This window comes from Cupriavidus sp. KK10 (genome assembly GCF_018223725.1).
Classification (GTDB): Bacteria; Pseudomonadota; Gammaproteobacteria; order Burkholderiales; family Burkholderiaceae; genus Cupriavidus; species Cupriavidus necator.
In genome coordinates this window covers 3,904,501-3,924,351 of the sequence record NZ_CP073677.1, presented here as the reverse complement: position 1 = coordinate 3,924,351, position 19,851 = coordinate 3,904,501, and the positions used below count along the sequence as shown (strand labels likewise).

18 protein-coding genes are annotated in these 19,851 nt (G+C 68.7%); 8 read left to right on the top strand and 10 right to left on the bottom strand.

What is annotated here, in order from left to right; genetic code table 11:
• Positions 1–81 precede the first annotated feature (81 nt).
• Positions 82–1,437 (bottom strand): glucarate dehydratase, encoded by a 1,356-nt coding sequence (gene gudD / locus KB879_RS18335; protein WP_211979528.1) that lies wholly within the window; start codon positions 1,435–1,437, stop codon positions 82–84.
• A 155-nt stretch (positions 1,438–1,592) separates the two neighbouring features.
• Between gudD and KB879_RS18330 the strand changes: the two genes are divergently transcribed.
• The gene (locus tag KB879_RS18330) at positions 1,593–2,366 is read left to right on the top strand and encodes a FadR/GntR family transcriptional regulator (protein WP_041228510.1); all 774 of its coding nucleotides are present in this window, start codon (positions 1,593–1,595) and stop codon (positions 2,364–2,366) included.
• 69 nt (positions 2,367–2,435) lie between these two features.
• Here KB879_RS18330 and KB879_RS18325 read toward each other — a convergent pair whose 3' ends face one another.
• Positions 2,436–3,065, bottom strand: a complete 630-nt coding sequence (locus tag KB879_RS18325; RefSeq protein ID WP_211979527.1) for a response regulator transcription factor — start codon at positions 3,063–3,065, stop codon at positions 2,436–2,438.
• A 292-nt stretch (positions 3,066–3,357) separates the two neighbouring features.
• Here KB879_RS18325 and fusA point away from each other — a divergent pair, with 292 nt between their 5' ends.
• Entirely contained in the window at positions 3,358–5,466 is a 2,109-nt protein-coding gene (gene fusA / locus KB879_RS18320) for an elongation factor G (RefSeq protein WP_041228508.1), read from the top strand.
• 91 nt (positions 5,467–5,557) lie between these two features.
• Here the strand turns inward: fusA and KB879_RS18315 are convergent, their stop codons facing one another.
• The gene (locus KB879_RS18315; RefSeq protein WP_041228507.1) at positions 5,558–6,580 is read right to left on the bottom strand and encodes a DUF1338 domain-containing protein; all 1,023 of its coding nucleotides are present in this window, start codon (positions 6,578–6,580) and stop codon (positions 5,558–5,560) included.
• A 187-nt stretch (positions 6,581–6,767) separates the two neighbouring features.
• Between KB879_RS18315 and KB879_RS18310 the strand changes: the two genes are divergently transcribed.
• From KB879_RS18310 to KB879_RS18300, 3 genes are all read left to right on the top strand, one after another.
• Positions 6,768–7,685: a LysR substrate-binding domain-containing protein gene (locus tag KB879_RS18310; protein ID WP_013951827.1), complete on the top strand. Its 918-nt coding sequence runs from the start codon at positions 6,768–6,770 to the stop codon at positions 7,683–7,685.
• A gap of 133 nt (positions 7,686–7,818) precedes the next feature.
• Positions 7,819–7,977: a hypothetical protein gene (locus KB879_RS39415; RefSeq protein WP_228772745.1), complete on the top strand. Its 159-nt coding sequence runs from the start codon at positions 7,819–7,821 to the stop codon at positions 7,975–7,977.
• Between the two features lie 188 nt (positions 7,978–8,165).
• Positions 8,166–8,591 carry a PRC-barrel domain-containing protein gene (locus KB879_RS18300; protein ID WP_013951825.1) on the top strand — a complete coding sequence of 142 codons (426 nt, stop codon included), beginning with the start codon at positions 8,166–8,168 and terminating at the stop codon, positions 8,589–8,591.
• 13 nt (positions 8,592–8,604) lie between these two features.
• On the opposite strand, the gene KB879_RS18295 is transcribed toward KB879_RS18300, so the two are convergent.
• On the bottom strand, positions 8,605–8,862 hold the full coding sequence (locus tag KB879_RS18295) for a DUF3325 family protein (protein ID WP_249221147.1): 258 nt from the start codon (positions 8,860–8,862) through the stop codon (positions 8,605–8,607).
• 485 nt (positions 8,863–9,347) lie between these two features.
• Here KB879_RS18295 and fur point away from each other — a divergent pair, with 485 nt between their 5' ends.
• Together fur and KB879_RS18285 are read left to right on the top strand one after the other, a co-directional pair.
• Positions 9,348–9,836, top strand: a complete 489-nt coding sequence (fur, locus tag KB879_RS18290; RefSeq protein WP_013951823.1) for a ferric iron uptake transcriptional regulator — start codon at positions 9,348–9,350, stop codon at positions 9,834–9,836.
• A gap of 28 nt (positions 9,837–9,864) precedes the next feature.
• The gene (locus KB879_RS18285; RefSeq protein ID WP_153956634.1) at positions 9,865–10,128 is read left to right on the top strand and encodes a hypothetical protein; all 264 of its coding nucleotides are present in this window, start codon (positions 9,865–9,867) and stop codon (positions 10,126–10,128) included.
• A gap of 22 nt (positions 10,129–10,150) precedes the next feature.
• On the opposite strand, the gene KB879_RS18280 is transcribed toward KB879_RS18285, so the two are convergent.
• On the bottom strand, positions 10,151–10,468 hold the full coding sequence (locus KB879_RS18280) for a helix-turn-helix domain-containing protein (RefSeq protein ID WP_013951822.1): 318 nt from the start codon (positions 10,466–10,468) through the stop codon (positions 10,151–10,153).
• A 79-nt stretch (positions 10,469–10,547) separates the two neighbouring features.
• Positions 10,548–11,471 (bottom strand): DMT family transporter, encoded by a 924-nt coding sequence (locus KB879_RS18275; RefSeq protein WP_013951821.1) that lies wholly within the window; start codon positions 11,469–11,471, stop codon positions 10,548–10,550.
• Positions 11,472–12,008: 537 nt separating this feature from the next.
• On the opposite strand from KB879_RS18275, the gene KB879_RS18270 reads away from it, so the two are divergent.
• Positions 12,009–12,332 carry a PadR family transcriptional regulator gene (locus tag KB879_RS18270; RefSeq protein ID WP_041228506.1) on the top strand — a complete coding sequence of 108 codons (324 nt, stop codon included), beginning with the start codon at positions 12,009–12,011 and terminating at the stop codon, positions 12,330–12,332.
• Positions 12,333–12,414: 82 nt separating this feature from the next.
• On the opposite strand, the gene KB879_RS18265 is transcribed toward KB879_RS18270, so the two are convergent.
• From KB879_RS18265 to KB879_RS18250, 4 genes are all read right to left on the bottom strand, one after another.
• Positions 12,415–13,443, bottom strand: coding sequence for a putative 2-aminoethylphosphonate ABC transporter substrate-binding protein (locus tag KB879_RS18265; protein WP_013951819.1), 1,029 nt, complete (start codon positions 13,441–13,443; stop codon positions 12,415–12,417).
• Positions 13,444–13,504: 61 nt separating this feature from the next.
• A complete protein-coding gene (locus KB879_RS18260; protein WP_153956635.1) occupies positions 13,505–15,235 on the bottom strand; it encodes a putative 2-aminoethylphosphonate ABC transporter permease subunit in 1,731 nt (576 codons plus the stop codon).
• Positions 15,232–16,326, bottom strand: a complete 1,095-nt coding sequence (locus KB879_RS18255) for a putative 2-aminoethylphosphonate ABC transporter ATP-binding protein (RefSeq protein WP_153956636.1) — start codon at positions 16,324–16,326, stop codon at positions 15,232–15,234. Before KB879_RS18255 ends, KB879_RS18260 begins: the two co-directional genes overlap by 4 nt.
• 167 nt (positions 16,327–16,493) lie before the next feature.
• A complete protein-coding gene (locus KB879_RS18250) occupies positions 16,494–19,739 on the bottom strand; it encodes an EAL domain-containing protein (RefSeq protein ID WP_211979526.1) in 3,246 nt (1,081 codons plus the stop codon).
• Positions 19,740–19,851 lie beyond the last annotated feature (112 nt).

The window sequence follows — 19,851 nt, the reverse complement described above, 5'->3', positions numbered from 1 at the left end:
CTCCTGCAGTGTGTCTTTATCAGATGAGCCCGGCCGTCCCGATAACGGCAACGGCCGGTTGGCGTCATTGCCGGTACCGCGTCAGCGCACCATGCAGGGCGCCTTGTTGTTGAACTTCCAGCCCGGGATCAGGAACTGCATCGCCGCGGCATCGTCGCGTGCGCCCAGGCCCTTGCGCTGGTACAGCGCGTGCGCGCGCGCCAGGGCATCCATGTCGAGCTCCACGCCCAGGCCCGGCGTCTTGGGCACCTGCACCAGGCCGCCTTCGATCTGCAGCGGGTTGCGGGTCAGGTTCTCGCCGTCCTGCCAGATCCAGTGCGTGTCGATGGCGGTGACGCGCCCCGGTGCGGCGGCGGCCACGTGGGTGAACATCGCCAGCGAGATATCGAAGTGGTTGTTCGAGTGCGAGCCCCAGGTCAGGCCCCACTCCGCGCACATCTGCGCCACGCGCACCGAGCCCTGCATGGTCCAGAAGTGCGGGTCGGCCAGCGGGATGTCGACCGACTGCAGCCGCACCGCATGCCCCATCTGGCGCCAGTCAGTGGCGATCATGTTGGTGGCGGTGGGCAGGCCGGTGGCAGTGCGGAACTCGGCCATGATCTCGCGCCCGGAGTAGCCGTCTTCGGCACCGCACGGGTCTTCGGCATAGGCCAGCACGCCGCGCTTGTCGCGGCACAGGCGCACGGCTTCTGCCAGCGACCAGGCGCCGTTTGGGTCCAGCGTGATGCGCGCCTTCGGGAAGCGTTCGGCCAGCGCCAGGATCGCTTCCATCTCTTCGTCGCCGCTCAGCACGCCGCCCTTGAGCTTGAAGTCGTTGAAGCCGTAGCGCTCATAAGCGGCTTCGGCCAGGCGCACCACGCCCGCGGGGGTCATCGCCACTTCATTGCGCAGGCGGAACCACGCGTTGTCGGCATCGGGCTCGGTGCGGTAGTCCAGCGTGGTGCGCTGGCGGTCGCCGATATAGAAGAGGTAACCCAGCATCTCCACCGCGTCGCGCTGCTGGCCTTCGCCGAGCAGCGCGGCCACGGGCACCTCCAGGTGCTGGCCGAGCAGGTCGAGCAGGGCCGCCTCCAGTGCCGTCACCGCATGGATGGTGATGCGCAGGTCAAAGGTCTGCAGGCCGCGGCCGCCGGCATCGCGGCTGGCGAATGCCGCGCGCACGCGGTTCAGGATGGCCTGGTACTGGCCGATGGGCTGGCCCACCAGCAGCGGCCGCGCGTCTTCCAGCGTCTGGCGGATGCCCTCGCCGCCCGGGACCTCGCCCACGCCGGTTTGGCCGGCGCTGTCGCGCACGATCACGATATTGCGCGTGAAGTACGGGCCATGGGCGCCGGACAGGTTCATCAGCATGCTGTCATGCCCGGCCACGGGCACCACGGTCAGTTCGGTTACGACCGGGGTGTGGGCGGACGCCATGGGGGCGGCGGTTGGGGTCATCTCTGGGTTGTCTCCGGCATTTCTGATGGCGGGCGCAGTATCGTTCACCCCGACCATCGTGTCGCGTATGTTATCTGTCATCGTATGACTGATAACCCAGTATAATGAGGCCATCTCGAACCGGTCAAGTCCGGGAAACCCCGCCCGTATCCACCATGCCGAACTCCACCCCCGCCCAGTCCGTTCCGCCCGTTCCTGCGCCGCAAGCGCCGCTGCGCCGCCGCGGCCGCACGCTTGCCGAGGAAGTGGTGCAGGCCCTTGGCGAAGAGATCCGCCAGGGCCAGCTCAAGCCCGGCAACAAGCTGCCGACCGAGTCGGAGATCATGGCGTCGATGGGGGTCAGCCGCACCGTGGTGCGCGAGGCACTGTCGCGGCTGCAGGCCAGCGGCCTAGTGGAGACCCGCCACGGCATCGGCACCTTCGTGCTGGCGCGCGCGGCCGAGGCGCCTTCGCCCTTCCGCATCGGGCCGGACGCGCTGGGCACGGCCATGGATGTGATGGCGATGCTGGAATTCCGCGTCAGCCTTGAAGCCGAGGCCGCGGGCCTGGCCGCATCGCGCCGCACCGACGCGCAGCTGGCCGCCATGCGCCAGGCGCTGGATGAGCTCAAGCGCAGCGCCGGCGCCGGCAACGACGCCGTGGAGAGCGACTTTGCCTTCCACCTGGCGATCGCGCGCGCCACCGGCAACCGCTACTTCACGGACATCATGGGCCACCTGGGCACCATGGTGATCCCGCGCAGCCGCCTGCAGGTCAGCACGCCCGAGCGCGAGCAGTACCTGGAGCGCGTCAGCATCGAGCACGAGAACATCTACGACGCGATCGAGCGCCGCGACCCCGACGGGGCCAAGGCCGCCATGCGCATGCACCTGACCAACAGCCGCGAACGGCTGCGCAAGGCCTCAGGGACGGCCGCCGCCCAAGGCTGACCGGCGCGCACGCACCTGGGTGGGTGTCGCCCCGCCAAGTCATACGATGTCTAATGAGAATGACCGGGCTCAGGGCGTCAGCCGGCAGCGCCGCGCAAAATCCACCAGCTCCACCAGGGACGAGACCTGCAGCTTGCCCATGATGCGTGCCTTGTAGCTGCTGACGGTCTTGTTGCTGATGAAGAGGCTGGCGCTGATGGCCTTGTAGGACATGCCGCGCGCCAGCATCTGCAGCACCACCAGTTCCTTGTCGGAGAGGCGCCGCAGGATCTCCTCGTCCGCCGACATGGCCTGGCGCGGCGCGCCGCCGCGGTTGAGCACCGGGAACACGGTATAGCCCGCCAGCACCGCCTCGACCGCACGCAGGATTTCCTTGATGTCCTGGGTCTTGCTGACGAAGCCCTGCGCACCGGCCTGCCATGACCGACTGATGAACACCGCCGGGTCCAGCGCCGTCACCACCAGAATGCGCACCTGCGGATGGATCGCGCGCAGGCGTGGCGCCACATCCAGCCCGCTGGAGCGCGGGATGTCCAGGTCGAGCAGCACGAGGTCCGGCATGCGCGCGCGCACCAACTCGATGGCGCACTGTCCGTTGTCTGCTTCGATCACCTCGTCTACGCCAAGCAGCTGCAACAGGTGGTGCCTGAGCACCAGCCGCATCGCCGGATGGTCGTCAACGATCAGGATGGTTGTCATGCGTGGCTTCGTAGTCCGGGAATGCATCGGCAACCGGGCGCATCCTGACCGGCCATGGGATGGCAGGGCGATGAACACGCGGGGCGCGATGCTGCGCCAGTATAGGGAGCCGCGGACGCTGGCAGGATGGGAGAAATCGGTTTCGCATGAAGCCGAATCCTAGGCCCGCCTCAGACACACGCTCATGCCGGAGCACCGGGCTGCGGCGGTGTGCCCCTGCGCACGGCAGGGACAACGGCAAACGGCCAGTGGTGCTACTCTATTCCAGCGTGTTTCATCCATGGAGAACACTGTGCCTCGCAAGACCCCCATCGAGCGCTACCGCAATATCGGCATCAGCGCGCATATCGACGCCGGCAAGACCACGACGACCGAACGGATCCTGTTCTACACGGGCGTCAACCACAAGCTGGGCGAAGTGCACGATGGCGCTGCCACCATGGACTGGATGGAGCAGGAGCAGGAGCGCGGCATCACCATCACGTCGGCCGCCACCACTGCCTTCTGGAAGGGCATGGCCGGCAACTACCCCGAACACCGCATCAACATCATCGATACGCCGGGACACGTCGACTTCACCATCGAAGTCGAGCGTTCCATGCGCGTGCTCGACGGCGCCTGCATGGTCTATGACGCTGTCGGCGGCGTGCAGCCGCAGTCCGAGACGGTCTGGCGCCAGGCCAACAAGTACGCGGTGCCGCGCATTGCCTTCGTCAACAAGATGGACCGCGTCGGTGCCGACTTCTTCCGCGTGCAGACGCAGATCGCCGACCGCCTCAAGGGCCGCGCCGTGCCGATCCAGATCCCGCTGGGCGCCGAGGACCATTTCCAGGGCGTGGTCGACCTGGTCAAGATGAAGGCCATCGTCTGGGACGATGCCAGCCAGGGCGTGCGCTTCGAATACCAGGACATTCCGGCGGACCTGCTGGCCACCGCGCAGGAATGGCGCGACAAGATGGTCGAAGCCGCCGCCGAGGCCGACGAGACGCTGCTCCACCAGTACCTGTCGGGCGAGCCGCTGACCGAGGAGCAGATCAAGCGCGGCCTGCGCAAGCGCACCATCGCCAACGAGATCGTGCCGATGCTGTGCGGCAGCGCCTTCAAGAACAAGGGCGTGCAGAGCATGCTGGACGCCGTCATCGACTACCTGCCCTCGCCCGCCGACGTGCCGGCCATCCTGGGCCACACCGAAGACGACCGCGAGGCCGAGCGCCATCCCAGCGACGACGAGCCGTTTGCAGCGCTGGCGTTCAAGATCATGACCGACCCCTTTGTCGGCCAGCTGATCTTCTTCCGCGTCTATTCCGGCGTGGTCAAATCCGGCGACACCGTCTACAACCCGGTCAAGGCCAAGCGCGAGCGCCTGGGCCGCATCCTGCAGATGCACGCCAACGTGCGCCAGGAGATCAAGGAAGTGCGCGCCGGCGACATCGCCGCGGCCGTCGGCCTGAAGGAAGCGACCACCGGCGACACCCTGTGCGACCCCGACAAGGTCATCATCCTGGAGCGCATGAGCTTCCCGGAACCGGTGATCTCGCAGGCCGTCGAGCCGAGGACCAAGGCCGACCAGGAAAAGATGGGCATTGCGCTGAACCGCCTTGCGCAGGAAGACCCGTCCTTCCGCGTGACTACGGACGAGGAATCCGGCCAGACCATCATCTCCGGCATGGGCGAGTTGCACCTGGAAATCCTGGTCGACCGCATGCGGCGCGAGTTCGGCGTGGAGGCCTCGGTCGGCAAGCCCCAGGTGGCCTACCGCGAGACCATCCGCCAGCCGGTCAAGGACGTGGAAGGCAAGTTCATCAAGCAATCGGGCGGACGCGGCCAGTACGGCCACGTGGTGCTCAACCTCGAGCCGATGCCGCACGGCGGCGGCTATGAGTTCGTCGATGCCATCAAGGGCGGCGTGGTCCCGCGCGAGTTCATCCCCGCGGTGGACAAGGGCATCCGCGAGACCCTGCAGTCAGGCGTGCTGGCCGGCTACCCGGTAGTCGACATCAAGGCCACGCTGGTGTTCGGCTCCTACCACGACGTCGACTCGAACGAGAACGCATTCCGCATGGCCGGCTCGATGGCGTTCAAGGAAGGCATGCGCCGGGCCAGGCCCATCCTGCTGGAGCCGATGATGGCCGTCGAGGTGGAAACGCCTGAGGAATTCACTGGCAACGTGATGGGCGATTTGTCGTCACGCCGCGGCATGGTGCACGGTATGGAAGACATCGCCGGTGGCGGCGGCAAGATCGTGCGCGCCGAGGTGCCTCTGGCAACCATGTTCGGTTACTCCACCACGCTGCGCTCGCTGACGCAGGGACGCGCGACGTACACGATGGAGTTCAAGCACTATGCCGAGGCGCCGGCCAATGTGGCTGAGGCGGTGATTTCGACGAAGCGGGCGGGGTAACAAGGGTGTGCTCCCCTCGCCCGCTTGCGGGAGAGGGGCCGGGGGAGAGGGCCGGCGCATCCACGCGCCCGCGCCCTCCCCCCTCATCACCTCAGCAGGCCGCCGCCGTCATCTTGAAGATCCCCTGCGCATTGCCCGCATCAAACCCCAGGTCATAACGCTGCGGCGCGGCCGCTTCTTCGGCAAAGCGGTCTCGCGTGATGAACTCGTAGAACGACCCCGGCACGTCCCGCTCCACCGTCTCGCCCTGCGCGCCGACGAAGTTGCGGCGCACCGTATCCGCGCGGAACGCGGTCTGTTTGACGCGCCCGCTGCGCGAGACTTCCACCTTGTCCTTCATCGGCCGGCCCAGCTGCTTCTGCTGCTCGGCCAGCGCGAACACGTCGTCGACGCGGTCGGTGGCATGGTTGAAGGCGTTGCCTTCGGTGGCGACCCAGGCCATCTCCGCCGATTCACTCAGCAGGGTTTCATAGTCGGCCAGGCTCGGCGTGGCGTGCTGGCGCTCGAAGCATGGCACCAGCAGGCCGACCAGCTCGGCGCCGTCGGCCAGGTCCAGCGCGCCGTCGCGCTCCAGCTGCCACAGCAGGGTCTGCGCGCGCGGCGTGAGCGGGTCTGCGGAGGTGCCGGTGACGCGGCTGACGGCGGCGCGGAAGGCTTCGCTGAAGCGTTCCGGATGGAATTCGCTGAGGAAGAACTGGGCGATGTCCTCGGGCGCGTCGGCATGCGCGTATGAGCGGCCGGTCATGCCGATGCGGTCCAGCGGATAGGTGCCGTTGAGCACGTAGCCGAGCGGGCGCAGGATGCGGGTGAAGGCGGCCTCGCCTTCGGGCAGCGCGCCGTTGTCGCGCCACTTGACCGTGCGCAGCGCGCCATGGTCGAAGGTGACCTTGCCGCCGGCAGCGGCGACATCGTCGGTGTAGGCGCGGCCGCTCGGCACGCGCTCGAGGATGCCGCCGAACAGCACCATGTTCAGGGCCTGGGCAATTTCCGCGCGGCTGGCACGGCCCTGCGGGGCCTGCGGCAGATCCGCGGGCAAGGTGACCAGCGCGAGCAGTTGCGCGGCGCGGGCGGCGCCGACGTTGGCGGTAAGGAGCGTGGAGAGTTTGGAGGTCATGGGCGCAAACAGGTGAGCACTGGATGGCAGCCGGGCTGGCGACGATCCGCGAGGCAGGATAGGGGCGCCCCCATGGCGCGCACAAGCGCGCATTGCGCACAACGTTGTGCGTGCGGCGCACGACCGCGGTAGCGGTGCGGCCTGGCGCCGCTGTTTATACTGTCAGCCTTCCTTCCCTCGCAGTCCCATGAGAAACGACATCCCCAACCTGGGCGCGCTGCAGGCCTTCGAGGCTTCGGCACGGCTAGGCAGCTTTACCCGCGCCGCGGCAGAGCTGGCGCTGACGCACAGCGCGGTGGGGCGGCAGGTGGCGCAGCTGGAGCAGCGCCTGGGCGTGGCGCTGTTCACGCGCGTGCGCCGGCGCCTGGAGCTGACCGATACCGGGCGCGAATACGCCGCGCGCATCCGCCGGCACCTGGACCACCTGCAGCGCGACACGCTGGAAATCACCACCGGCCGGGCCATGGGCTACACGCTGGAGCTGGCGGTGGTGCCCACCTTTGCCACCCAATGGCTGATCCCGCGCCTGCCGGACTTTGCGCGGCGCCATCCCAATGTGACGGTCAACCTGTCGGCGCGCTCGCAGCCGTTTTCGTTCCAGGAATGCGCCTATGACGCGGCGATCTACTTCGGCGACCAGTTCTGGCCCGGCACGCGCGGCGGCGTGATCTTCCGCGAAGGGGGCATGGTGCCGGTGTGCAGTCCCGCCTTCCTGGCCGGGCACCCCGTGACCGGCGCCGCCAGCCTGGCGCGCTGCCGACACCTGCACCTGAGCACGCGCGCCAACGCCTGGCGCGACTGGTACGCGGCACAGGGCTGGGCCTATGACCTGGCCGCCTCGCGCGGGCCGCGCTATGAACTGTTCACGATGATGACGGCCGCCGCCGCGGCCGGGCTCGGCATCGGCCTGGCGCCGCGCCTGCTGATCGAGCGCGAGCTGCAGACCGGCCAGCTGGTGATCCCGCTGGCGGGCATGCTGGACGAGCAGCAGGGCTACTACTTTGCCTATCCGGAGGGCCGGCCCGAATCCGAAGCGCTGGCGGCCTTCCGCAACTGGATCCTGGGCCTGTCGCGCGATGCGCCGGCCACGGCTGCGGGCAACTGATCGCGCCACCTCGCTGCGGTCGATGACGCACTTTCCGGGGGCGTTTGCGCAATGCAGGTAAACCAGCGCCTGGTCCGAGCCGCTGTATATCGGCGGTGACTTCTTCTTCCAGGACTACCGGATTAACAACAGCGTGGTCTACATGAAGACCGCCGGCGAGCAGCCTGGCAGCCTGGCGCGCGGCACCACGCTGGGGGGCGGGCTGATGTTCCAGCAGGGCGCGCCGCCCGCCGCGGGCGTGGACAGCACCACGCGCGTGGGCGTCATGCTTGGCATGCGGCATCGCTTCTAGGCTCCGCCGGGAACCGCTGCAGGAAGGCGCGCAGCGCCACGCTGACGCGCCTTTTTTCCATGCCACACGAAAGAATTACCACGGCGGCAGCTGGCGACTTCAGCTCCATGCGCACGGCGCCACAAACGGCGCAGGCATGGTCATTGCGCAGGCCATGCATTCCAACGTCTTGCGACAAGGAGCACAGCATGCCGAACCAACCTCCCACCCGTGAAGGCGCGGCCATCATCGGTTCAGGCGTGGGCGAAGGCCCGGGCCCTGAAGTGATGGCGGCATCGAGCCTTGACGGCACCAAGGCCTATTCATCCGACGGCGAACACGTCGGCAAGATTTCCGAGATCATGCTGGATGTACCGCACGGCCGCATCGCCTACGCGGTGCTGACCACCGGCGGCTTTCTCGGCATCGGCGACACACTGCACGCCATCCCATGGAATGCACTGGTCATGGACACCGACGAGAAATGCTTCCGGATTGCCGTGACGGCAGACCGGCTCAAATCCGCACCGGGCTTCAACAAGGACAGCTGGCCGAGCATGGCCGATCCCCAGTGGGGCAAGTCGCTGCACGAGTACTACGGCCGCGACCCGTACTGGGTGTCCCCGCCGCTGTAAGGCTACGCAGGGGCTACACCCAGGTTGCGAGCAACCAGCGCGCGACCTGCGCGGCCAGGCCGATACCCGCCACGCCGGGCAGCAGGCGCTGCACCGCGCGTGGCGCATAGGAACGGCCCAGCGCCACGGCAAACGCGCTGGCGGTCAGCGTGCCAAGCCACGACACCGTTCCCAGTGGCCCGCCGTCGGCAGCAACATGGAGCGACCAGGCCAGCGCCAGCGTCATCAGGTCGAAGCCAGCTACCGCCGCCGGATCGCCCCCTGCAGCCACCAGACCACCCTCAAAAAAAGAGGCTGCCCGGTAAAATTCTCTTGTAATGAGATCGATTCCCATTTACCATTCGATCACTGCCTGACGCACGGCGCACCGCCCGACAGGCAGACCGGCCAGGTCCGGCGCGCCGCGGCACGCGGCAGCAACCGAAGCTGGCAGGAACAGGATTTCCGGATGCCGCTGCGGCGGCATTCGACACCGACTTTTGTGGGGACCGCTCCGTCACGCGGAGCGTTTGGCAGTAGCCAGTCTTCGGAAGATCGGGAAAGCAACCAGACCCCGCTTTCCCGATCGCGTCTTCCGGTGACAAGCCAGGCCACCTTTTTATTCCGCGCGTCGTGCAGGCACGGCGCGCCGCCAGGGCCGGGAGCACCAGCGCTGGTCCGTCCCTGGCGCTTCAGCCTGAAATCCCGCCAAGCCATCGACGCCGCCCGTGCGCGGCGCCGGGCCGGGCGCCGCCCTGCCCGCGGGGCGCCAGCCGCATGCCAATGCCTTCCGCCATGTCATTCGAGAGCAGAAAGCCGATCCATCTCAAGCGCGCCGGCCTGAAGGCCACGTCGCCGCGCATGCGGATCCTTGAAGTGTTCCGCACCAGCGCCCGGCGCCACCTGAGCGCCGAAGACGTCTACCGCATCCTGCTGACGCAGGACGAGGACGCGGGACTGTCCACGGTGTATCGCGTGCTCAACCAGCTGGTGCAGGCCGACATCCTGCTGCGGCACAGCTTCGAGTCCGACCACGCCGTGTTCGAACTCAACGAAGGCGGCCATCATGACCACCTGATCTGCGTTGCCTGCGGCCGCGTGGAGGAATTCCGCGACGAAAGCATCGAGCAGCGCCAGCGCCAGGTAGCCGCCGACAACGCCTTTGTTTTGCGCGAGCACATGCTGGTGCTGTACGGTGTCTGCCCGCAATGCCGGGCCGGCGCCACCGAGGCCGAACCCACGCCGGGGCTGCCCGCCCGGGCGTAAGCGCGCCGCGCACCTGACGGAGCCATCCATGGAGCGCCTGAAGAAGCCCCTGTCCGAACTCAAACGCCTGATCAACCTGTGCCTGCGGCAGGAGCCCGGCTGCCACGACTGCCAGCTGCGCGCGGTCTGCGTGCACCGGCCCGACCACACCGGCTGCAACTGGAGCGCCGAAGTCGACTTCCCCGAACGCAGCGAAGCCGACGCCGTGCGTCACCTGCGCCAGGCACGCCGCGTGGTGGTGATGGTGCGCGAGCAGTACAACGTGGCGGCGGGCACGACGGCACAGGCCTGAACCCGCGGCCTGGCGTCCTGGCTCAGATATCGAGTTGCGCGGCAGTGATGCCGAGTGCGGCGGCAATGCGCTCACGCGAGGTCTTGCGCAGGCGGGTGCTGTTCTCCTGCTGCGCATAGGCGGGCTGTGAAATGCCGAGGCGCACTGCGACGTCTGCCTGGGTCAGGCCAAGATGCTCGCGCCAGGCGCGCAGTGGCGGCACGTCATCGGCCAGCACGCGGCGCACGACCGGATATGGAATCAGCTCGCTTGCGCGCGCATGTTGCGAGAGATAGTCGGCGTAAGGGATCACGACGAATGCAGGTTGGCCATCCGCGCCGAAGATTGTCTGGATCTTCATGGGCCCGACTATATCCCGACGAGGATGACTATACGCCACGGGCACCGTTACCGGGCCCAAGTTTCGGAGCGTTACGACCTCAACGTCCTGCCACCGGCCGCGCCTGCACGGGCGTCTCCACCCCCGCCACCGGCCGCAACACCAGCCACACCGCCACCCCGATCAGCGCGCCACCCGCCGCGTGCGCCCACGATAGTGCCTCGCCCAGGAACAGCGCGCCCCAGATGATGCCGAACGGCGGGATCAGGAAGGTGACGCTCAGCGAGCGCACCGGGCCCAGGTCGGCAATCAGGCGGTAATACAGGATGTAGGCCAGCGCCGTGCACAACACGCCCAGCCCCAGCATGGCCGCCCACACGCCGGTGCCGGCAGCGGGCAGCGTATTGTGGCGCCACAGCGCGGCGAGGCAGAAGGGCAGCAGGAACACGGTGGCGCCGACCATGCTGCCGGCGGCGACCAGCCGGCTGTCCAGCCCGCCGCGCTGCGTGATCCAGCGCCGCGCGAGAAAGCCGGACAGGCCGTAGCAGGCGGTGGCCAGCAGGCAGGCCAGCGCGCCCAGCAGCACGTCCGCCGAGAACGCCACCGGTCCGGTGCGGGTCAGCACCGCGACGCCCGCCACGCCCAGCAGCACGCCCGCGGCCTTGGCGCGCGTGAGCCGTTCGGAAAACGCCAGCGCGCCGATCAGCACGCCCATCAGCGGGGTCATGGCATTGAACACGGCCGAATAGCCGGCCGGCAGCCACAGCGCGGCGACGGCGTACATGACAAACGGGATACCGGAATTGACCACGCCCAGCGCCAGCACCGCCGGCCATTTGCCCTGCATATCCCAGCGCAGCTTCAGCAGCGGCAGGCATGCCGCCAGCGTGAGCGCGCCGATCAGCACCCGGGCGAAGGCGGTCGGCATCGGTCCCAGCACCGGCGCGCCGATGCGGATAAACAGGAAACTGGCGCCCCAGATGGCGGCCAGGGCAAGCAAGCGGGCGAGATCGGCGGGCTTCATCGGGGGAACCAGGAGGCGCCGTGCAAGCCGACGCAGGTTGAGGGTTGCCGCGATTGGACGCCTGTGCAGCGCATACCGCAAGCCGGATTCGGACCTGTGCCCGCCGTTGCCACGATGGCGACCCGCTTTCTGCCTAGGAATTTAAGTGATGTTGACGAATCTACGACATGTTTGAGCGCCGTTCTCGGCACAATGTCGCGCGAACTCGTCACTTTTCTTATCAAAGCCTTTCATCATCACCCCACGCTGGAGGGGGCGCTGTTACCGACGCGTGACAAGCCGCCTTCGATTAAATTAAACTCTGGTCTGCGCCAGAGTTAATTGACCCCTCCGACGCATTCCCGACAAGCCGCCAGGGCTCCTGGCGGCTTCTTTTTTGCCCGAACGGGTAAAATGCGCCTTGCCCGGCGCATCGCGCACTGCCAGTCCAACAGAATGGCAGGCTGCCGCGCCGCCGGCGTCACAACGCCTGCAAACCCCGGGTTCCGGACGGCGCCTGCGTCAACCGGCGCGGCGTCTGCCGCGTTGCCAGTCCACATGAAACGACAGTTCCTGGGCCTGCTGGCCCGCGTCTACGTCCTGCAATTTGCGCTCGAAGTCCCGGCTACGGTGGCCATGCTTGCCGACATGTTGCTGGAATACGGCTTCCAGGTCGATATCGGCTCAGTGCGCCCGTTGCTGCGCGCCCTGCAAATGGAAGGCTATCTGGAAAGCGTGCTGCGCGACGGCATCGGCCGGGTCTACCTGCTGACCGAGCGCGGCCGCGAAGAACTGCAGGCCAGCCGCAAGCGCATCGACGATCTCTACCGCCGCCTGCACGCCGGCCAGCCGGCCACCGACGAAGTGCCGCGCCTGGCCTGATCCGGCCAGGGCGGCCGCCGCGGCGCGGGGGGCGTACCCGTTTCTGCGGGCCATCCCCTCGCCGCCAGGCGCGCCTTGTGCCTTACTTCTTCTCCGCCTTCCCTTCGTAGCGCTTGCTCCATTCAGCCAGGATGCGGTCGCGGTTGTCGCTCGCCCAGCGGAAGTCGTTCTTGATCAGGCGCTTCTCGTAGTCGGCGGGCAGCAGCGCGTCGGGCTTGGCAATGCCGGGCACGGCCAGCACGGCAAAGTTTTTCTCATACAGCGCCATCGCTTCGCGCGAGGCCGAGAAGTCAGCCAGCTTGCGCGCGGCGTCCAGGTTCTTGCTGCCCTTGACGATGGCGGTGGCCTCGATGTCCCAGCCCAGGCCTTCGCTCGGCAGCACGATATCGATCGGCGCGCCTTCCTTCTTCGACTTCATGGCACGGTACTCGAACGCAATGCCGATCGGGAACTCGCCCTGCGCGGCCATCTTGCACGGCTTGGAGCCCGAGTGCGTGTACAGGCCGATGTTCTTGTGCAGGCCATCCATGTACTGCCAGCCCTTCTGCTCGCCCATCATCTGCAGCCAGGCGCTGACATCGAGGAAGCCCGTGCCCGACGAGGCCGGGTGCGGCATCACCACCTTGCCCGCGTAGATCGGCTTGGTCAGGTCGGCCCACGAGGTCGGCTTGGGCAGGCCCTGCTTCTGCGCCTCCACGGTGTTGAAGCAGATCGCCGCGCCCCACACGTCCATGCCGACCCATGCCGGCGGGTTGGCCGGGCTGCGGTACTTGGCATCGATTGCGGCCAGGTTCTTCGGCGCATACGGGTCGAGCATGCCTTCCTTGTCCAGGATGGCCAGGCTGGAGCCGGCCAGGCCCCACACCGCGTCGGCGCGCGGCGCGGCTTTTTCCGCGAGCAGCTTGGCGGTGACGATGCCGGTGGAGTCGCGCACCCACTTGATTTCGATATCGGGATGCACCTTCTCGAACGCGGCCTTGTAGGCGGCGATCTGGTCGGCTTCGAGCGCGGTATAGACCGTCAGCACGGTGGCGGCGCTGGCGTTGCCCGCCAGCATCGGCAGGGCGGCCGCGGCGGCAAGCGCCGTGACAAGGTTGGTGATGCGGGACATGGTTTCTCCTTGGGTTCGGTGAGTGTTCCGGAATGCAGGGGTACGGCGAATCGGGCAAGGGTCAGCCGGCGCGCCAGCGTTGCGCGCGGCGCAGCCAGCCGGCCGAGACCGCGTGCAGCAGCAAGGCCGCCAGCACCGAGGTCAGCAGGATCAGCGTCGACATCGCGGCAGCGGGCGCGGTGTCGCCGGCATCGTCCATGTTCAGCACCGAGATCGCGGCCAGCACGGTGTCGGGGCTGTACAGGAAGATCACCGCCGAGACCGTGGTCATCGACGACACGAAGAGGTAGCGGAAGATATCAAGCAGTGCCGGCAGGCACACCGGCACGGTCACGCGCCAGCATGTCACCAGCGGCGCCACCCCGAGCGACAGCGCCGCGGCCTCGAACTCGTTATCGAGCTGGCGCAGCGCCGCGGCCGCGGTCAGGTGGCCGGTGGTGTAGCAGTGCGCCACGTTGCACAGCACCAGCAGCGCCATGGTGCCGTACAGCGCGTGCAGCGGATTGCCGGGCGCGTTGAAGAAGAACACATAGCCCAGGCCCAGCACCAGCCCCGGCACCGCCATCGGCAACAGGAAACTCGCGCGCAGCACCCCGTGCAGCCAGGCCGGGCCGCGCGTGCGCAGCGTCAGCCAGGCGCCCAGGAAGATCGCCGCCGTGCCCGCCAGCGCGGTCAGCGCCGACAGCTTCAGGCTGTTGCGGTAGGCCAGCCAGCCGCCGCCGTCCATGTTGTCGAAGTCGTAATGCGCCAGCGTCAGGCCCAGGTTGTACGGCCACAGCTTGACCAGCGACGCGCCCACCGCGGTGGCGATCACTGCCAGCAGCGCGGCACTGACCAGCGCCACCAGCAGCAGGCACGCGCCCTCGCGGCCGCGCTCGGGCGCCGGCACATACACCTGCGCGCGGCTGCCCATCTGCGTGCGCTGGCGCTGCTGCATTGCCATGTCCACCGCAAAGGTCAGCAGCGCGGGCGCCAGCAGCAGCATGCCGATGAGCGCGCCACGGTCAAACTGCTGCTGCCCGACCACGGACTTGTATGCTTCCAGCGCCAGCACCGGGTAACCGCCGCCCACCACCTTGGGTACGCCAAAGTCCGTGATCACGAGCGTCAGCACCAGGCAGGCGGCGGCGAACAGGCCCTGGCGCGCGCCCGGTAGCGTGACCGTGTAGAAGGTGCGCCACGGGCTGGCGCCCATCGCGCGCGCCGCTTCATAGAGGCGCGCATCGGCCAGCGACAGCGTCGCCACCAGCACCATCAGCGCATGCGGGAAGGTGTAGAAGGCCTCGCCCAGCACGATGCCCCAGAAGCCATAGATGCCGCCCTGCCCGAAGGCGCCGCGAAAAATGCCCTGGTTGCCGAACAGGTAGACCAGCGCGATCGCCGGCAGCAGCGACGGCGCAAACAGCGGCAGCAGCGCAATGCCGCGCCACAGCGGCCGCAGTGCGATGCAGGAACGCTGCAGCGCATAGGCAAAGCCAAATGCCAGCGGCACCACCAGCGCCACCACCGCCAGCGACACCGCCACGCTGCGGCCGAGCATCGGCAGGAAGTTGGGGCTGGTCACCAGCGCCGCCATGCGCGCGCCCAGCGCCCATTGGCCCGCCGCATCGAACCAGGCCTGGCGGAACAGCGCCAGCAACGGCAGCAGCAAGCCGACGGCCAGCCCGGCCAGCCAGATCCACTTCATCGCGGCCGGGGCACCGTGCGCCAGCCGGGAGGCCAGGCCGGTGCCGCGCGAGGAGGCGGCCTGCGTGCCCGGGTGCGACTCGACCGTGGCTGCGGCGCGCATCATGCAAACACCCGCAACGCCTGCGCGGGCAGCGCAATCCAGAACTTGTGGCCGCCGGCGTCGGGCAGCCGGTGCCGCGCCTCGCGCGCCACGTCGGCAAACAGGGTCAGCCCTGGCAGTCGGTCCGCTTCCAGCGCCAGCCGGTAGCGGTTGCCAAGGTAGGTCTGGTCGACCACGCGCGCCAGCAGCCGGTTGGACTCGGCGGGATCCGGGTCCAGCCGCACCGCTTCCGGGCGGCAGCACAGCCGGCCGGCGGATGCCGCAGGCTGCGGCGTGTTGACCAGGAAATCGACGGCCTGGCTGCCCTCGCCAACGGTGAAGCGCCCGGCCTGCGCGCTGCGCCCCGGCAGCCAGTTGGCCTGCCCGACAAAGCCGGCGACAAAGGCCGACGCCGGCTGCTCATAGATCTCGGCGGGGGTGCCGGCCTGCACGATGCGCCCGCCGTCCATCACGGCAATGCGGTCGGCCATGGTCATGGCCTCTTCCTGGTCGTGGGTGACCATCACGGTGGTGATGTTCAGGCGGCGCTGCAGCTGGCGCAGCTCCAGCCGCAGGTGTTCGCGCACGCGCGCGTCGAGCGCCGACATCGGCTCATCCAGCAACAGCAGCGAAGGCGCCGGCGCCAGCGCACGGGCCATCGCCACGCGCTGCTGCTGACCACCGGAGAGCTGGCCCGGAAACTTGCGCTCGCTGCCGGCCAGGCCGACCAGGCCGAGCATCTCGGCCACGCGCGCGTCGCGGTGCGTGCGTCCCATGCCGCGCCCGTGCAGGCCATAGGCCACGTTCTGCGCCACGGTCAGGTTGGGAAACAGCGCATAGGACTGGAACAGGATGCCGTAGTCGCGTGCCTGCGGCGGCAACCCGGTCAGTTCACGCGCGCCGGCATGGATGCGTCCTGCGTCCTCGCGCTCAAGTCCCGCGATGATGCGCAGCAGCGTGGTCTTGCCGCAGCCGGACGGGCCCAGCAGGCACAGCAGCTCGCCCTGCCCGACCGACAGCGACACGCCGTCCAGCGCCATGAAGCTGCCAAAGCGCTTGCTGACCTGCTCCACCGCCAGGAACGCCCGGCCCTCCCCGGACTTGCCTGCCTGCATGACCGAATCTCCGCAATCTCAATGGAATCGGTCGCCATCATAGGCAGCGCAGATGCCAGCCGTGTGGCAGATCGGCAAAGTATTTCGATGGAAGTATCGGGGGATTTGAGATGGGGCAGCGGCACCGGGGGGCCCGCCGGCAAGTTAGGAATGGTGCCCCTGGGCGATTATGACTCGCGCAGCGCAGTGGCGCCCGCAGACGTGGGGGTCGGCGCCCGAATCCCCTTTTCCAGGATCTCCCGCAGCACCTCGTGCGGTACCGCCTGGCTGAACAGGAACCCCTGCAGCCCGTCGCACCCCTGCGCCCGCAGGAACTCGAACTGCGCCGCCGTCTCCACCCCTTCGGCAATCACCTTGAGGTGCAGCTGGTGACCCAGTGCGATGATCGCCGCGGCCACCGCCTGGTCGTGGCCGGGCGTGGCCACGTCGTCGACAAAGGACTTGTCGATCTTGAGGCGGCTGATCGGCAGCCGGGTCAGGTAATTGAGCCCGGAGTAGCCGGTGCCGAAGTCGTCGATCGACAGCCCCACACCCAGCTCGCGCAACCGGCGGAAGGTCTCGATGGTGGTCTCGCCGCCGTCGACCAGGATGCCTTCGGTGACCTCGATCACCAGCCCCTGCGGCGGCAGGCCGGCCTGCTGCAGGCAGTGCGCCACGGTATCGGGGAAGTTGGCCTGGCGCAGCTGCAGCGGCGAGATATTGACCGCGACCTCGATCTCGCTGCCCAGCGCCTGGCGCAGCGCCTGGATTTCGCGGCAGGCGGTGGCCAGGGTCCATTCGCCCAGCGGCGCCACCAGGCCGCTCTGCTCGGCGATGGGGATGAACTCGGCCGGCTGCATGGCGCCGCGTTCCGGGGTGTTCCAGGTAATCAGCGCCTCGACGCCGGTGATGGCCAGCGTCGCGGCATCGACGATCGGCTGGTAGCGCAGCCGGAACTCATCGCGGGCGAGCGCGCGCCGCAGCAGCCCTTCGATGGTGAAGCGCGCCAACGAGGCCTCGGCCATGGCGCTGGCAAAGCGGCGCAACTGCGCGCGGCCGTCGTGCTTGGCCGCGTAGACGGCCGAGTCGGCGGCCTTGAGCAGCTCGGTCAGGCTATCGCCATCGTCCGGGAAGATCGCCATGCCGATTGACGGCGTCACGCGCAGGCGCTGGCCGCCGGCCTGCAGTTCTTCATTGACGCGCACCTGGATCTTGGCGGCAATCAGCTCGGCTTCGCTGTCGTGGCGCAGGCCGCCCAGCACCACGCCGAATTCATCGCCGCCCATGCGCGCCACCAGGTCGCCCTGTCGTACCGTGCCCTTGAGGCGGTCGGCCATGGTGCGCAGCACGTCGTCGCCAACCGGGTGGCCGAGCGAGTCGTTGATGTGCTTGAAATGGTCCAGGTCGAGGAGCAGCAGGGCCACGCGCTCGCCGTGGCTGCGCGCGTGCAGCAGCAACGCCTGCGCGCGCTCGCTCAGCTCGGCGCGGTTGGGCAGGCCGGTCAGCGGGTCGTGCAGCGCCAGGTGGCGGATGTACTCGTCGACGCGCAGGCGCTCGGTCAGATCGTAGCCGATGGCCTGGTAGCCAGGCGACGGCGCGGACCGGGGCTCGGCACCATCGGCGGGACCGGCTGGCGCGGCGTCGGCGGCCGCAGCCTCGATGGGCGCCGGCAAGGCGAACACCGCCAGTTGCACCGGCATGCGCGAGCCGCCCTTGCGCACCCAGGTCCATTCGCGCTCGTCGGTCAGGCCAAGCCGTGCCTTGGCCACCAGGGCGGGCAGCCCCGGCGGCACCGGCTCGCCCAGTTCGCCACTGAGCATGCGAGCATGGTCGGCCAGTTCGTCGGCAATATGCAGGCCGGTCATGTGCATGTGCCCGACCAGCTCCGCGGTGTTGTACCAGAGCATGCGCTGGCCAGCCGCGTTGATGCCGGTGATCAGCCCGTCCTCATCGAAGGTGATCACGCAGAAGGCGGCATGGTCGAGCAGCCCGGCATAGCGCGCGGCCTGCACCGCGGCGGCCTGCTGGGCGCGCCGTTCCGGCTCCAGGTCCGTGACCGCCCACAGCCAGTGCGCGGTGCCGCCGTCGGCCACAGGCAGGCGCGCGGCGCCGGCGCGCAGCGCGAAGCGGCTGCCGTCTGCGCGCACGCCCGCCAGTTCACGGTGGGCCTCGACCCCGGCCGCAGCGCCGCTGGGGACTACGCCGGTGGCGCCGGGTACCAGGGTGTCCAGGCTGCGCCCGGCCAGTGCCGCCGGATCGGCGCCGAACAGTTGCCCCGCCCGCTCGCTCGCGCGCACCACCACGCCCTGGGCATCGGCCAGCAGGAAGCCGTCGGCCGACTGTGCCATGCACGCCTGCAGCATGGCGTTGTCATCTTCCCAGGCATGGACGGCCTGCGCTTCGCGCTGGCGCGCGGCGCGGCCCCGGCATGCCAGTGCATGGGTGAGCCACGCCAGCAGCAGCGTGGCCAGCGTGCCCGCGGCCAGCACCAGGTACGCCTGCCGCGGGCCATGTGCGGCTTCGAAGGCGGGGCGCGTGGCGCCGCGCAGCGTCCAGGTGACGCCGCCATACTGGAGCTGGCGCTCGCCCTGCAGCAGCGCGGCACTGCCGTCCTCACGGCGCTCGCCCTCGGTCGGCCCGCCGGACAGCATCGGCCCGGGAGCGGCCGGGGAGCCCTCATACAGCGACAGTTCCAGTTCCGCCGCGGCCGGGGCTCCGACCGCGCGCATCAGGTCGCCCAGGCGCAGCGACACGTAGACATAGCCGAGCACCGCGTGGCGCCGCTGCGCCACCGTGCTGACCGCCGCCTCCCCGGCGTAGACCGGCAGGAATATCAGCGCGCCGTGCTGGCGCTGCGCCGCCTCGGCTTCGCGGACCAGTGCCAGGCCGGGCGTGAGCCGCGGTTCGCCGCTGTCGCGGGCGGCTTCCAGCGTCGCCCGGCGCGTCGGCTCGGACAGCATGTCAAAGCCGGCGGCGCGCGTGTTGCGCCCGTCCAGCGGTTCGATATAGAAGATGGGTGCGTACAGGTCGCGCGTGCCGCCGGGATGAATGTCGTAGTCGGCAAGGCCGTCGGCACGGGCGGCCTGCACCAGCCGCGGCACCCGCTGCAACGGCGTGAGCGGCGCGTAGCCGATCGACTGGGTGCCGGCGGGCAGGTCGTCGAGCTGGGCGGTATAGAGATAGTCGCGCCACTGCGCGCGCGAGGTGTCCGAGTTGGCGCTCAGCACGGCGGCCACGCCGCGCAGCAGGCGTTCGTTCTCCAGCATGCGCTCGCGCAGCACGCTGCCGGCCTGTCCCAGCAGTGCGTCGAAATGCTGCTGCGCCTCGCGGCGCTCGAGCCGCTCCGCCTGCAGCCATGCCCCTGCCGTCAACAGCGCGCCGCTGGCCGCGACCAGCAATGACAACAAGGCAGGGGAAAGCGAAGTCAGTCTCATGGTCGATCGGTTCCGGCATGCAGCAGGGGCATGCCGTCTGCGTGGACTTGCCTTCGCATTAACGGGGGACTATACCGTGGCACAGGCAGCCCGCACACCCCCGCCGGGGATG

What these genes read in the sequence shown, in the direction of transcription:
- gudD (WP_211979528.1), bottom strand. Translation starts at nt 1,437, where the DNA reads ATGACCCCAACCGCCGCCCCCATGGCGTCCGCCCACACCCCGGTCGTA.
- KB879_RS18330 (WP_041228510.1), top strand. Translation starts at nt 1,593, where the DNA reads ATGCCGAACTCCACCCCCGCCCAGTCCGTTCCGCCCGTTCCTGCGCCG.
- KB879_RS18325 (WP_211979527.1), bottom strand. Translation starts at nt 3,065, where the DNA reads ATGACAACCATCCTGATCGTTGACGACCATCCGGCGATGCGGCTGGTG.
- KB879_RS18315 (WP_041228507.1), bottom strand. Translation starts at nt 6,580, where the DNA reads ATGACCTCCAAACTCTCCACGCTCCTTACCGCCAACGTCGGCGCCGCC.
- KB879_RS18310 (WP_013951827.1), top strand. Translation starts at nt 6,768, where the DNA reads ATGAGAAACGACATCCCCAACCTGGGCGCGCTGCAGGCCTTCGAGGCT.
- KB879_RS18300 (WP_013951825.1), top strand. Translation starts at nt 8,166, where the DNA reads ATGCCGAACCAACCTCCCACCCGTGAAGGCGCGGCCATCATCGGTTCA.
- fur (WP_013951823.1), top strand. Translation starts at nt 9,348, where the DNA reads ATGCCAATGCCTTCCGCCATGTCATTCGAGAGCAGAAAGCCGATCCAT.
- KB879_RS18285 (WP_153956634.1), top strand. Translation starts at nt 9,865, where the DNA reads ATGGAGCGCCTGAAGAAGCCCCTGTCCGAACTCAAACGCCTGATCAAC.
- KB879_RS18280 (WP_013951822.1), bottom strand. Translation starts at nt 10,468, where the DNA reads ATGAAGATCCAGACAATCTTCGGCGCGGATGGCCAACCTGCATTCGTC.
- KB879_RS18275 (WP_013951821.1), bottom strand. Translation starts at nt 11,471, where the DNA reads ATGAAGCCCGCCGATCTCGCCCGCTTGCTTGCCCTGGCCGCCATCTGG.
- KB879_RS18270 (WP_041228506.1), top strand. Translation starts at nt 12,009, where the DNA reads ATGAAACGACAGTTCCTGGGCCTGCTGGCCCGCGTCTACGTCCTGCAA.
- KB879_RS18265 (WP_013951819.1), bottom strand. Translation starts at nt 13,443, where the DNA reads ATGTCCCGCATCACCAACCTTGTCACGGCGCTTGCCGCCGCGGCCGCC.
- KB879_RS18260 (WP_153956635.1), bottom strand. Translation starts at nt 15,235, where the DNA reads ATGATGCGCGCCGCAGCCACGGTCGAGTCGCACCCGGGCACGCAGGCC.
- KB879_RS18255 (WP_153956636.1), bottom strand. Translation starts at nt 16,326, where the DNA reads ATGCAGGCAGGCAAGTCCGGGGAGGGCCGGGCGTTCCTGGCGGTGGAG.
- KB879_RS18250 (WP_211979526.1), bottom strand. Translation starts at nt 19,739, where the DNA reads ATGAGACTGACTTCGCTTTCCCCTGCCTTGTTGTCATTGCTGGTCGCG.